General features: G+C 55.6%; 14 protein-coding genes. 8 read left to right on the top strand and 6 right to left on the bottom strand.

Annotated features, from left to right (window positions below):
• The first annotated feature begins 54 nt into the window (after positions 1 to 54).
• The 6 genes from PSH79_RS15065 (at position 55) to PSH79_RS15045 (ending at position 6,581) form a co-directional block, all read left to right on the top strand.
• Entirely contained in the window at positions 55 to 318 is a 264-nt protein-coding gene (locus tag PSH79_RS15065; protein ID WP_150592020.1) for a PAAR domain-containing protein, read from the top strand.
• 121 nt (positions 319 to 439) lie between these two features.
• Positions 440 to 4,993 (top strand): RHS repeat-associated core domain-containing protein, encoded by a 4,554-nt coding sequence (locus PSH79_RS15060; RefSeq protein ID WP_305438092.1) that lies wholly within the window; start codon positions 440 to 442, stop codon positions 4,991 to 4,993.
• On the top strand, positions 4,990 to 5,244 hold the full coding sequence (locus PSH79_RS15055) for a hypothetical protein (RefSeq protein WP_305438091.1): 255 nt from the start codon (positions 4,990 to 4,992) through the stop codon (positions 5,242 to 5,244). Before PSH79_RS15060 ends, PSH79_RS15055 begins: the two co-directional genes overlap by 4 nt.
• A gap of 93 nt (positions 5,245 to 5,337) precedes the next feature.
• Positions 5,338 to 5,541 (top strand): RHS domain-containing protein, encoded by a 204-nt coding sequence (locus PSH79_RS28185; protein WP_370872665.1) that lies wholly within the window; start codon positions 5,338 to 5,340, stop codon positions 5,539 to 5,541.
• A 6-nt stretch (positions 5,542 to 5,547) separates the two neighbouring features.
• Positions 5,548 to 5,751, top strand: a complete 204-nt coding sequence (locus PSH79_RS28180; RefSeq protein WP_370872664.1) for an RHS repeat-associated core domain-containing protein — start codon at positions 5,548 to 5,550, stop codon at positions 5,749 to 5,751.
• A 332-nt stretch (positions 5,752 to 6,083) separates the two neighbouring features.
• The gene (locus tag PSH79_RS15045) at positions 6,084 to 6,581 is read left to right on the top strand and encodes an Imm15 family immunity protein (RefSeq protein ID WP_305438090.1); all 498 of its coding nucleotides are present in this window, start codon (positions 6,084 to 6,086) and stop codon (positions 6,579 to 6,581) included.
• Between the two features lie 343 nt (positions 6,582 to 6,924).
• Here PSH79_RS15045 and PSH79_RS15040 read toward each other — a convergent pair whose 3' ends face one another.
• Together PSH79_RS15040 and PSH79_RS15035 are read right to left on the bottom strand one after the other, a co-directional pair.
• Complete coding sequence (locus tag PSH79_RS15040) at positions 6,925 to 7,236, bottom strand: hypothetical protein (RefSeq protein WP_305438089.1); 312 nt, start codon at positions 7,234 to 7,236, stop codon at positions 6,925 to 6,927.
• Positions 7,236 to 8,330 (bottom strand): c-type cytochrome, encoded by a 1,095-nt coding sequence (locus tag PSH79_RS15035; RefSeq protein ID WP_370872489.1) that lies wholly within the window; start codon positions 8,328 to 8,330, stop codon positions 7,236 to 7,238. The genes PSH79_RS15040 and PSH79_RS15035 overlap by 1 nt, the downstream gene beginning before the upstream one ends.
• A 296-nt stretch (positions 8,331 to 8,626) precedes the next feature.
• On the opposite strand from PSH79_RS15035, the gene PSH79_RS15030 reads away from it, so the two are divergent.
• Positions 8,627 to 9,817, top strand: a complete 1,191-nt coding sequence (locus PSH79_RS15030; protein ID WP_305438088.1) for an MFS transporter — start codon at positions 8,627 to 8,629, stop codon at positions 9,815 to 9,817.
• Between the two features lie 74 nt (positions 9,818 to 9,891).
• Positions 9,892 to 10,794 carry a LysR family transcriptional regulator gene (locus tag PSH79_RS15025; RefSeq protein ID WP_305438087.1) on the top strand — a complete coding sequence of 301 codons (903 nt, stop codon included), beginning with the start codon at positions 9,892 to 9,894 and terminating at the stop codon, positions 10,792 to 10,794.
• A 78-nt stretch (positions 10,795 to 10,872) separates the two neighbouring features.
• On the opposite strand, the gene PSH79_RS15020 is transcribed toward PSH79_RS15025, so the two are convergent.
• The 4 genes from PSH79_RS15020 to PSH79_RS15005 form a co-directional block, all read right to left on the bottom strand.
• A complete protein-coding gene (locus PSH79_RS15020) occupies positions 10,873 to 11,157 on the bottom strand; it encodes a hypothetical protein (RefSeq protein WP_305438086.1) in 285 nt (94 codons plus the stop codon).
• 261 nt (positions 11,158 to 11,418) lie between these two features.
• Positions 11,419 to 11,649: a hypothetical protein gene (locus tag PSH79_RS15015; RefSeq protein WP_090283253.1), complete on the bottom strand. Its 231-nt coding sequence runs from the start codon at positions 11,647 to 11,649 to the stop codon at positions 11,419 to 11,421.
• A 119-nt stretch (positions 11,650 to 11,768) separates the two neighbouring features.
• On the bottom strand, positions 11,769 to 11,999 hold the full coding sequence (locus PSH79_RS15010; RefSeq protein ID WP_305438084.1) for a hypothetical protein: 231 nt from the start codon (positions 11,997 to 11,999) through the stop codon (positions 11,769 to 11,771).
• A 71-nt stretch (positions 12,000 to 12,070) separates the two neighbouring features.
• Complete coding sequence (locus PSH79_RS15005) at positions 12,071 to 12,928, bottom strand: ATP-binding cassette domain-containing protein (RefSeq protein WP_305438083.1); 858 nt, start codon at positions 12,926 to 12,928, stop codon at positions 12,071 to 12,073.
• Positions 12,929 to 13,012 lie beyond the last annotated feature (84 nt).

The following is a 13,012-nucleotide window of genomic DNA, read 5'->3' as shown; positions in this document are numbered from 1 at the left end:
TTCAACGCTTGACGGGCCGATACGAATCCATGATTTAGTCAAAGGAGTGACACCATGAAAGATGTAATCCGCTTGGGCGATTCCACCACTCACGGTGGCAAGGTGCTCGAAGCCTTCTCCCAAACCGACCTCAACGGCAAGCCTATTGCTGGCGTCGGTCACAAGGTTAGCTGCCCGCTTTGCAAAGGGGTTTTCCCAATTGCCGAGGGCAGCAGCACCTACACCGTTGGTGGCACGCCCATCGCTCTGGACGGTATGAAAACTGCCTGTGGCGCCGCGCTCATTGCGAGCGGTCCTAAAGGCGCAGTGATCAGCTGATCGACCTGACCACATCCTGGTTTCATTGCTAACGAGAGGCGACGTGCAGTCGTATGCCTCATGGCGATGAGCCTCATGACATCTCTGAATTCCCGAGCCTACTGGCTGGTAAGACGCTGACATGACGACCAATACCGCTGTTGCAACCAAACGTGAACCACAAGTCGCCGTTGTTCCCCTGAATCTGATCATGGTGGAAGACGTGGGTCGCAGTGCGGCTCAATTCGACGCCTGGTTACGAGAGATCAGTGGCGATCTGGTCACATTGGAGCGCATCAAGACGGTCGCAGGCGCACTGCCTGTTGTCGGCAACATCATGGCGCTGGTCGATGCGCTGAACGATGTTGTGACGCTCTCGAACAGCCCACGACAAGATCCTCTTAACTGGGTCAGTCTAGGGATCAACCTGATAGGTGTCTTACCGATGCCGCCGAACATGGCGGCCGCGCGCATGAGCTTGCGTCCAACTTTGTTCCTCGTTCGCCAGGAGGTCGCCAAGGTCGGCAAGCTGGTGTTGGGCGATGCGTTGATCAACGTCGTGGTCGGTCATTTGAACGCTGACATTGTTGGTGTGATTGATGATTTCGTTAAGCAGGCACAAGCCAAACTCAAGGAATTGCTCAGTGATGCAGGGGAGTTAGGTGAGAAGATCCTCAACGAAATTGCCGTCGGCTTGGAGAGAGTCGTAAACGGGCAGCTCGATGCTAAAGGCAATTTGAAAGCGGCAGAACAGATGGCCAGCGCTGCCAGCGATCAATTGCTCCATGATCCTATGAGCGCGATCAGCAACATCTTTGGCGCTGCGGCGAACGTTTACAAGGCAGCGGGGAAAGGCGTGGCTAACAGTGCCGCCGAACATCTCTTGCCGGAGCAGGCGAAGAAAAAAGTTCTGGCTCATACGAAATCGCTGCGCGCCATGGGGCCTGAGCTGCGCACGCAGTTGAACAAGTTGAGTGACCCGGCCGTTCAAAGCTCCATTGGCGCACTGTTGGTGGTGCTGGCCAGCGCGGTTGCAGCGTGGCGTATGCGCAATGCGCACGGGCAGGGCGGTAACGTCAAACCAGGCATGACCAGTCAGTCCCGACGCCTTGCCAGCGACGGGAAGGTCGAAGTCAGCCGGGGTGAGTCGAAGCCGAAGTCGCGCCCCAATGACGAAAAAAACGAAGTGTGTCCTGCGACCTGCAAGCGCATCAACTTTGCCATGGGGACAGAGACGTTTGATCACTCGGATTTCAGCTTGCCCGGCGCATTCCCCATTGATTGGACCCGCACGTATTGCTCAGACCTGAGCGCTTATGATTCGGGCATTTTGGGTGCGCGCTGGATCACCCCGTTCACCACTCGCATCGATGAGCAGGACGATGGGCTGGTGTTCTACGATGCCGACGGTCGAAGTCACACCTATCCGTTACCCAAGATTGGCCAGTTCCATTACGACGCGATTGAAAACATCACCTTGCTGCATGTCAGCGAGGGACAGTTGCTGCTATGTCGCGGGTTCGAGCGTAAGGAAACCTACAGCCGTCATGGGCAAAGTTACCTGCTGGTTGGCGTTGTGTTGCGTAGTGGTGCCGGAATCATGCTGCACCATGAGCATCGTTACGGCGAGACTCCGGTGTTATCCGACCTGATTAGCTATCAGGAAAATGACATCACCAAAGTACATCGTCATCTCGGTACGCTGATTGATGCTCATGGTCGGTTGACCGGTCTATGGGAGATCCGTGACGGGGCGCCACAACGCCAGTTGTGTGCTTATGAATATGATGTGCAGGGCGACCTGGTTCTCGCTCAGGATGAAAATGGGGCGGCTTGGTCGTATCAATATGAGCATCACCTGATCAGGCGCTACACCGACCGAACCGGGCGCGGGATGAACTTGCATTGGCAGGGTGCCGGCGCCGATGCCAAGGCGGTGCGCGAGTGGGCCGATGACGGCAGTTTCGACACACGTCTGGAATGGGACGAGAACATTCGTCTGACGTATGTCACGGATGCTCACGGCAACGAGACGTGGCACTACTACGACAGCTTGGGCTACACGTATCGCATTCGTCACGCCGACGGTTTGTCGGAGTGGTTGTTCCGTGATGAGGCGAAAAACGTAGTCCGGCATGTGCATCCGGATGGGGCCACCGATCGCTATAGCTACGACGAGCGTGGCAATCGGCTTGAGCATATTCGCGCCGATAACAGCGTGGTGCACTTCGCCTATGACGACCACGACCAACTGATCAAAATCATGGACGCAGAGGGCGGGCTGTGGATGCGCGCCTATGACGATGCCGGCAACCTGGTTGAAACGGTCGATCCGCTCGGCAACAAGACTGAGTACGCCTACGACAAAAAAGGTTTGCCGATTGCAATCAAGGATGCCAATGGCAATGAGAAGACCCTCGAATACAACGACGCGGGACAATTACTCAAATATGTCGATTGCTCAGGCAAGACAAGCGCATGGGAGTATAACGATCGCGGCTTGATGATCTGCGCAACCGACGCCGCAGGGCAGAGCACCGAGTACGAGTACAAGTCTGGGCAAGTAGCGCTCCTCAGGCACCCGGACAAAACAGAGGAGCGTTTTGAACGCGATGCTGAGGGTAGGCTTCTAGCTCATGTCGACGGGTTAGATCGCTGTACAACCTGGAGCTACACGGCGGCGGGTTTCGTCGAAGAACGAGTGGATGCTGCCGAACAGACTTTACGGTATCGGTGGGATCGCCTGGGACGTTTGCAGGCCCTGGAGAACCAGAACGAGCGCTCGGCACAATTCCTCTATGATCCTGTCGGACGATTATTAACGGAAACAGGCTTTGACGGGCGCCTGACTCGCTATCAGTACGACATCTCTTCTGGACGCCTTTCAACGGTCGCGACCGGTGACCGCGTTGTGAGGGTAGCGTACGACGAGATGGGCCGTGTGACGGAGCGTCTTGCGTCGCTTGGCGATCAGTCTCAGGCGGAGCGTTACGCCTATGACGGCAGGGGCAACATGATCCTTGCCAGTAACGCGGACAGCAGAGTGCAGTGGTTCCATGATCCTGCTGGCAATATGGTGCGCGAGCATCAGCATTATCTTGCTTTGGAGAAACCACTGGTTGCTGTCTGGCAGCATGAGTACGACGTACTCAACCAACGCGTGGCCACGATCCGTCCTGACGGTCATCGGGTCAGTTGGTTGACCTACGGCAGCGGTCATCTCTTGGCGTTGCGTCTGAACGAGCATGAGCTGCTTGGCTATGAGCGGGATGACATGCATCGCGAAGTGGCTCGGCACCAAGGCAATCGTCTGGTGCAGACGCAGAGGTGGGATCCGGCCGGACGCTTGCAAGAGCAACTGTTGGGTCGCAGTGACGACAAGTCGGTTTTGCTTAAGCGTGAGTACACCTACGATGCTGCAGGACAGCTAAACGAAATCAACGATACGCGCCGTGGACAATTGTCCTACCGCTATGATCCGGTCAGCAGACTGCTAAGCGCGGTCAGCCGGCTGGGTGTTGAAACGTTCGACTTTGACCCGGCAGGTAACCTGCTCGATGAGAAAGCAGCCGAGAGTCGGCGGCCTTTGGAGTTGACTCCGCCACGCAGCAAGTTGGTCGATAACCTGTTGCGCGAGTATGCAGGTACTCACTACGAATATGATGATCGTGGTAATCAGATAAAACGTTGGCGCGATGGTGCTTTCAGCGAAATGCGTTGGGATCTGTTTGATCGGCTGGTGCATTTCGAGGATGCCAAGCTTTCGGTGGAATTTGTCTACGACGCTCTTGGGCGACGGTTGCTGAAGAATTCGCGAGTGCACTACAAGCAGCGGCCGGCGGCAGGCTCGCTGTGGAATAGCGCTGAGCACGCTCGTCTGCAGCGAGAGCATGGCTGTGGCTTTACGCTGTACGGTTGGGATGGCGATAACCTGGCATGGGAAAGTTGTGCTGCACAGCAGGATGGTAAAGCGGGGCGCACTATCCATTATGTATTTGAACCGGGAACGTTCATTCCTGTAGCTCAGGCGATGTCAAATCACTCCATCAATCTGATGGGGTTGCCTGATTATGACGAAGACTACAGCTTGGAGGATGATCCGCTCTGGAATCGTTCCGCGGTATCGCCCCCAATCGATGTATTGAATTGGTACCAATGCGACCACTTGGGCACTCCTCAGGAAATGACCGATCAGAACGGAGACGTCGTATGGAGCGCTCAGTACAAGGCCTGGGGTGAGATTCGGGAGGAGCGGTCGCAGTGGGCGAAGCAGCAAGGTATTGCTAACCCTATCCGATTCCAGGGGCAGTACCATGATCATGAGACGGGGCTGCACTACAACAGGCATCGCTACTATGACCCTACGATAGGTCGCTTTATCTGCCAAGATCCTATTGGCTACGCAGGGGGGATACATCTATATGAATACGCTCCGAACCCGACTGGATGGATCGATCCCTTTGGGCTTGCTAAGTCTGGTCGTTGGGAGCAGGTCGGAAATGGTCGAGTCCGCATAGACCCTCCTCATGTGGAAAATACCAACCAGCAAGTACATGCTCATTGTCAGTGCAAGGCGAGGCGTGCAGAGGTAGTAGTTAATAAGGACGGCTCGCAAAGCCATGGTACCAGGGGAAGTATTTCGGAGCTTACACGCAAAGAAAAAGAGTATCTTCGAGAACAAGGATTCAATCTATGAGAAAGCTTGCTAAGTTTACAGTTCACGGTACTGCCGTTAACAGTGATCAAGAAATAAAACTGGATGAAATATCCATCCTGGCTGACCCGGAAACCTTGCGGGAAATTGGTAGATTCCTGATCAAGGCATCTAAAGAGATGTCAAAAAGCGGATTGGAGCATATACATCTTCAAGATGTTATTGATGATTTCGACTATGAAAATAATGTCGATTTTATTGCGTTGAACGGAAACGTTGTCAAGGCTGTTTAGCGTGCTAAAGCTGCTTTTAGCTTGGATGGTGAAGCGGGGCGCACGATCCATTATGTATCTGAACCGGGAACGTTCATTCCGGTTGCACAGGCCATGTCGACTCATTCCATTAATCTGATGGAATTGCCCAGCTATGATAAGGCATACAGTCTGGAGTTGGATCCGCTTTGGAATCACTCAGTAGTATCACCACCTATTGATGTGATTTCCTGGTACCAATGCGACCACTTGGGCACGCCTTTGGAGATGACCGATCAGAACGGTGACGTCGTATGGAGCGCTCAGTATAAGGCTTAGGGTGAGATACGGGAGGAACGGTCGCACTGGGCGAAGCAGCAGGGCATTGCGAACCCTATTCGATTTCAAGGGCAGTACCATGATCATGAAATCGGTCTGCGCTACAATCGATATCGCTACTATGATCCGATGGTCGGGCGATTTATCAGCCATGATCCGATTGGCTATGAGGTGGGTTGTACCTGTTTGAGTACGCTCCGAATCCTTTGAACTGGGTCGATCCGCTGGGATTGGCTAAAAAAGGCGCACAATTAGGCGGCGCGCCGAAGCAGGCCCAATCAAAGGTTAGAAGAGGCCAAGTACCGGCGGAAATTACTCGTATTGATGAGCCGGAACAGAGTGTACCTAGTAGTCAATGGCACGCACTCTGTAAGTGTGGGTCGGGATGCAATCTCGACGGATCAATACATGATAAAGGAAAAGGGGATGTGACCTTCTCCAAAAAAACAAAAGAATGGCTGAACGATCACGGATGGAGCATCCCTTAAATGAAGTTGGCTGAGATTTACAGCAAAATAATAAGTAAATAACCATATAATGATATGGCTGTGTTCTTTGAGAGCTATGAAAGCTTCGAGGAAATACCGCTTGTATCTAGATACAAGCGGTTGAATTTCTTAAAAAAAGAGATGAGCAACGATAGCGTTTCTGCAGTTCTGGCGGGCGCAGCTATTTTTCTTATCAATTTGATAAGGGTAATGGAGTCGGCGGATACGCAAAATTTCTACGCCATAACATTTACCGATTTTGATGGCTTGGATGATCAAGATGTTATTGTTCCTAATATCTTTGTTTATCCAGCGCCTGCGTCAGTCGGCTTTCTTGACAAGCTCAAAGAGAGGAGTGGAAAGGTTGCGTCGCGGGAAATGAAAGAAGTAAAAAATTATTTTGATAAGTTGGGTAGTAAGGCTCTTTTCGATTTTCGTGAAAGCAGATTTTATGATTCTGTGTGTGGTGAAGACATCATTAGGATTTTTGCCGTCCCCAAAGCATTGAATGGAAAAATTAAAAAGTCGACTTTCATTGATTCGAAGCCGTGAAAAGGATCTCTTACTCAATTGTTCGAGACGTTGGTTCATCTCATTACGTAGGCCTGGTAATTTTTTCCCGCTGCCTCCGACAGTAGAAGCGTGGCGCTGACAGAGTTCGACCAGATTCAGCCATTCATAAATCACCGCTTTCGACTGAAAGAGGACGTTCAGGAGTGGCAGCTTCCGGCCAATAGCCTTCTTCCAAGAAATCTACTGATGTGCGATACATGTAAACAGGCTCAGGATTAAGCACAGAGAGCCGGTGGTGATCACTCATCACCAGCCCAGGGGAGAAGCATCGCGGTGTTTTTTGTGCTGTTGCATCGGATCAATGCAGCGCAGTTTCTTCCTCTTACTTTTCCACGGAATGACTCTGTGCAAAAAGAATTGCGGTCGAGATATCGAGCGATATGGAAGCAAACGACCTCATCAGCAAGGATTGCGGCAGCGCCCAGTCCCACTTTTCGCGCAGCATGTTTTCTACCTCCGAAAGTATCGAGTCAAGATCAGCGGCATCCAGGCTTCCGACTTCCTTCAGCGCCATTTGGGTTCGACCGATGTCGGCGTTAACCTCAATGGCGAGGCCTGCGTTATCACAAGAAAGGCCGACATGATTGAGTAACAAGCGCAGTGCATCGTTGGCATGATCACCTAGCCAGCTCATCAAATAGCACTTACCGCCCGACTCAACTGTGTAGCGCTTAGCAAGGCCCAGCGAAATAAATGTCTTTCGAGCCTCGTCGAGAAGCTCTTGAGCCACTTGATCAATAAAGGGGCAGGGGAGTGTGTCTGCCAGGACGGCTCGCATCTCTTGACGTACGTTGTCATGCACCATCGAACCCAGGCCGTCGAACCGAGGAGGGGCACCACCTCGTGCTGCTGAAACGATGATGACTTTGGCCTGGAGATCAACATCACGAACCTGCCACCTCCGGCCTCCGAAGATAATGCGCTGATCCTTCGTCCATCCACCACTTCTGCGCGTAGGTAACGCTCTAACTGTTCACTGCTCCAAGGGTTAACGCGACGGGCCATACCGAGCAATGACGGCGCGTCCCAACCGTCCACCGCACCGCCTGCAAGACGTTCACCGGATTTCTCGGCACCGATCAGATTCAGCGGCGAATGGCATCCGGCGCAGTGGCCAGGCCCTTCGACCAGATAGCGCCCGCGATTCCATGCATCGGATTGCTGTGCCACTGGCATCAAGGGTTTTGCATGCAGGAACAGCAGATTCCAGAACGACACCAGCGGCCGAATGTTCATCGGGAAGTTCATCCGGTTTTGCCGGGCCGGTGAATCGACGGCCGGGCCACTCATCAAGTAGGCGTACGCGTCGGCAATATCGCGTGTGCTCATGCGCCAGTAGTGAACATACGGAAAGGCCGGGTACAGGAAGTGGCCGTCGCGAGCGATGCCTTCGCGCATGGCCCGCTCGAACGCCGGCAACGACCATTGGCCGATGCCGGTTTGCGGGTCAGGGGTGATGTTGGTGCTGTAGAGCGTGCCGAACGGGGTCTCCAGCGGCAACCCTCCCGCCAGATATTGGCCGCCGGGACGGGTATGACACACCGCACAGTCGCCAGCCTCGACCACTCGCGCGCCGCGTTGCAATTGCGCGGAGTCGAACGTCTTTGGACGCTCGACAGGCGCGATCGCCGGCCGCCACATCAGCATGGCCGCGCCGAGTGCGCCCGTCGCAGCGAGGGCTGTCGCACCGATCCAGAACGCTCTGGTTCTGATGAAACCGACCTTCATGAGCATTCGCCACGCGTAAGGCGAACGGTGAGCATCAATGATGGATTCGCGGTCATGAACAACTCCTTGAGCAGCCGGGGAAGGGCGCTGATGGAGAGTCTTGCGCCGATTGCCCAAGGGTAGAGAAGGCGTCCGCAGACGAGTATCGCCGCGCCACGCAACAGCGCGTTGCGCCAACAGCAACGCGAAGAACGTTGCGTCTGGCGCATCACTCAATTGCCTCAATGACGGATTCTCTGGTTGCAACGCCGCGCTTAGCCTTGGCAGCACATTTGCGAACTCAATGAGGTGTCATCATGCTCACGGGCAACACGGCGGCCACGGCCGACCAACCCGCTTCACTCTCAGGCCTGATGGTCGCGTTCCTGGCTTTTTGCTGTGGCGCGGTCGTGGCCAACCTCTATTACGCGCAGCCGATTGTCGAACTGATCGCGCCGCAGATCGGCCTGTCCAGCAGCAATGCCAGTCTGATCGTTTCTCTTACGCAGTTCGGTTATGCACTGGGCCTGCTGCTGTTGGTGCCGCTGGCGGACTTGATGGAAAACCGTCGTCTGGTCGTGGGTTTTACCCTGGCCGCGAGCGTGACCCTGCTGTGCGCCGGGTTGACCCACTCGCCGTCGATGTTTCTTGTCTTGTCATTGCTGATCGGCCTCACCTCGGTGGCGGTGCAGATTCTGGTGCCGTTGGCGGCGCACCTGGCGCCCGAAGCCACGCGGGGTCGTGTGGTGGGTAACATCATGAGCGGTTTGCTGTTGGGCATTCTGCTGTCGCGGCCGCTGTCGAGCCTGTTGGTGGAAGTGTTCGGCTGGCGCGGCGTGTTTTTCAGCGCGGCGGCATTGATGGCCGTGATCGCCGTGATCATGGCGACTGCGCTGCCACGTCGAGTGCCGACCCATCGGGCGACTTATGCTGCCCTGATCAGCTCCGTGTTTGCCTTGGCCCGTCGGCACGCGGTGCTGCGTCAACGCTCGCTGTATCAAGGTCTGTTGTTTGCCAGTTTCAGTCTGTTCTGGACGCTGGCGCCCATCGAACTGATGCGTCATCACGGTTTCAGCCAGGCGCAAGTGGCGATTTTTGCTCTGGTCGGTGCGGTCGGTGCAGTGGCTGCGCCTATCGCCGGGCGGCTGGCCGATGCCGGGCATGGTCGGCGCGGGACACTCGCCGCGTTGCTGCTGGCGCCCGTTTCATTGTTGATCGCAGCGCTGCCGGGTAGCAGTTATGTATGGCTGGTGGTGTGTGCGGTGCTGCTGGATTTTGCTGTGCAACTGAACATGGTGCTGGGCCAGCGCGAGGTCTACGCCATTGACCCGCACAGTCGCGCTCGCCTGAATGCCGTGTACATGACCAGCATCTTCGTCGGCGGCGCCTTGGGTTCGCTGGTGGCGAGCCCGCTCTACGAGCACTTTGGCTGGAACCTGTCGGCGGTCACGGTGGCATTGCTGCCGGCGCTGGCCCTGGCCATGTTCCTGAGCAGCAAGCGCAGTTGAAGCACGGCGGTACAAGACGGCTGGCGAACGGTGATGCACAATTGTCACCGTTTCTTTCCGACCGGGCTCCGCTTATGGACAAGTTGCTGGCACTGAAGATGTTTGTCGAAACCGTACGTTGCGGGGGGTATTCGTCTGCTGCACGTAAACTCGGCCTTTCTACTTCTTCGGTGACGCGCCAGGTGGCGGGACTGGAAAACGAGCTCGGCGCCAGCCTGCTCAACCGCACGACTCGCAATACCAGCGTCACTGTCGCCGGCCAAACCTATTTCGAGAAAGCCGTGGCCATTCTCGACGCCATCGATGAGGCCGACGCGGTCGTCGCCGATCGTGGCAGCGAGGCCCAAGGACGACTGCGAATCAGCGTCCCCGTCGAGTTTGGCCGGCGCATTATTGCGCCACATCTGAGCCGGTTGCTGGATCGTCATCCGGGGCTGGAAATCAGCCTGTCGTTAAGCGATCAGGTCAGTGACCTTTTGAGTGAGCAAATCGATGTTTCAGTGCGTCTCGGCTCCTCGGTGGTCAGCGAAGATATCGTCAGCAAGCGGGTAGGGGCATTTCAGCGCTGGGTCGTGGCCAGCCCTGATTATCTGAGTCGGCACCCGACGCCATGCCATCCCCGCGACCTGCTCGAACTCCAATGCCTGCGCTTTGATTACGCAGGCTCCCACCTGCACTGGACCTTTCAGGGCGACGAAGAAACCATCCAGCTGAACGTCCATGGTCGTCTGCAAAGCAACAACGCCGACATCCTGCGCGAAGCAGCTATCGCCGGCGGCGGGGTGACCTTGCTAGCCGATTGGCTGGTGCGCGACGACGTCGCGGCAGGGCGCCTGACCCGATTGCTGGAACACTATGAAGTCAATCCCGGCAGTGCGAGCTGTTGCATCAATGCGCTGTATTTGCCCAATCACCGGGGTTCCAGCCGGATCAATGTGTTTATTGAATTTCTTGAGGAGATTCTCGCTGCGAGATAGATCCAGGGCGAACCTGTTCTCTGAGTAATAACCAACGCAAAAATGGGCCGACTTGTTCGGCCCATTTTTTATCCAGCTCTAAACAAATGCCTGCCCGGCAAAACCACGAGGCAAGCGTTGAAGCCCGGCCATCGCCGTCAGCCGCTCGATCCAATCTGCGCGCCAGTTTGTTGCGCCATGAGTGGTTTTTGCGTGCCGTGCGCTGCGTCGGGCTGCATTGCGTTGATCTTTTCTCGCCTGTTTGTAGGCATCGGTATTACGGCAACTGCGGCACTTCACGCGATTGAGTTCCTTGCTCGCAGTGAGTTGCTTGCCTTTGTGGCCGCAGGCCAGATGCCCGTCGACGTTGAAATGGATAACCATGGACCGTCTCCTTCGTGACGTGTACAGGTTATGACAACTTGTAGATAGCGCCGTTCGGTGAGTGGAACTGCACGCAAAAAAACACCCGCATGCGGGCGGGTGAGAGGGGGACTTTCTAAAGGAGTGATTTCACTCTAAGCGCATAGATGTGATGGTTATGTGAAAAGAACCAAATCCCTGAGCGAAGAATATAAATATCGGACAGGCGACAGCGCGGCGGCACAAGCGTCACCGCGTATGAGGCCTGAATGGCAATCGGTGCTATCTGAACCGAGGTAGCGGCCGATCGATGGGCTTGAGCGCCGACAGCGTGTTGCGAATCAGCGGCGCGTCTTTCTCGATATCGTTCAGGCGATCACGAATGCGCAGGGCGGTCGGGTGTCCGCCTTGGTGATCGACCCAGTCGGCGATCTCTTTGCAAGCGGCCGCGAGGCGCGCCTGCCGGGCGTCGAGCAGGGTGAGGAGGGTGGTGATGGACTCTTTTTCGGACATGGAACACCTCCGTTCGTGAAACCGCTGAGCGGCAGCAAAAAGCCCGCTATTTGCGAGCCTTCTGCCATGGGGCGCTGCTCCTTCAGCTGGTTTCAGTATAGACCCGCTTCTGCTTGGCATCAGCCGGAAGACTCGCGGGCCGGAATGGGCGAACTGACTGCATTGAGACGGCTGCATTCGCGCCGAGCGTCTGCTTCTGCGTCGTAACCATCGCCGATGAAGCCGCCTGTTCGGGTATCGCAAATGCGGAACCAGCCAATGGCTTCGGCGGGATCATGCTGGCTGTCCTCGGCGCGTCGACCGTGAATAATGATCTTGTTGCAACGCTTCACGACGAAAATGTCTTCCATGGCGTCACCGCAGCTGATTCGTGTCACATCAACTATAGAAGCCCCCGGCGATCGTGCAAAAAATAGACAGGTCAACTCGTCGGTTGCAAGTGCCAGCCTTCGGCGTGCCAAGTCAAATCATGGGTCGGGTTTAACGCGCGTAGAAACGACTGATCGTGGGAAACCGCGACAATGGCCCCAGGATAAGTCTGTAAGGCACGTTCGAAAGCTTCCACGCAGGCCAGATCAAGATGATTGGTCGGCTCATCCAATAGCAGCAGTTGTGCGGGTGTCTGGCGCCACATCGCAAGGGCAAGGGCGGCTTTCAAGCGTTCACCGCCACTGAGCGACGCGCAGGGCTGGGTAACGCGTTGCGCATTCAGTTGCAGGTGCGCCAGGTAACTGCGCAAGGTGCCTTCGTCCAACGGTGTTTGTTGTGCCTTCAGTTGGTCAACGATGGATGCCCGGTCATCCAGCAGCGTCAATTGCTGATCGAGGAACGTAAAAGGCACGGGGGTATGGCATTCACCGTGAACAGGTGTCAGATCACCGGCGAGAAGTTTCAGCAGGGTTGATTTGCCACACCCGTTGGGACCGCTGACGGCAATGCGCATCGGCCCGTGGATGGCGAGGCTCAACCGGGTTGAGGGCGCCTCAATCGGCAGCCATGGCAGGCACGCATCGGCCACCGTTTGACCGGGTGTCGCGAGGAAGGTCTGTGGGACATAGTGCACCGAAACCGAACTCACCACAGTGCCGGCAGTGGGCTGAAACTGCCTGGCAATCAGCCGCGCAAGCACACTTTTGCCGACACCGTTGCGTCCGACGATAGCGGTCGGCAGATGATCGAATTTCAGATTCAGGTCGTTGAAAATCGTCTCGCCGTTGGCGAATTGAAAGCTCAGTTGATGCAGGGAGACGAGTGCGGGCGTACGCGAGACGTGAGTCATCGGCACCTCCAGAAAAATGTCGTGAAAACTGACAAGCACCGTTACCGGCGTGTCGCGATTACATTTTCAGAGGGCTGAGTTGTT

This window comes from Pseudomonas sp. FP2196 (genome assembly GCF_030687715.1).
In the GTDB taxonomy this organism is placed as follows: Bacteria; Pseudomonadota; Gammaproteobacteria; order Pseudomonadales; family Pseudomonadaceae; genus Aquipseudomonas.
Note: the sequence above shows the minus strand (reverse complement) of the source record. Positions and strands in the feature narration are given on the sequence as shown.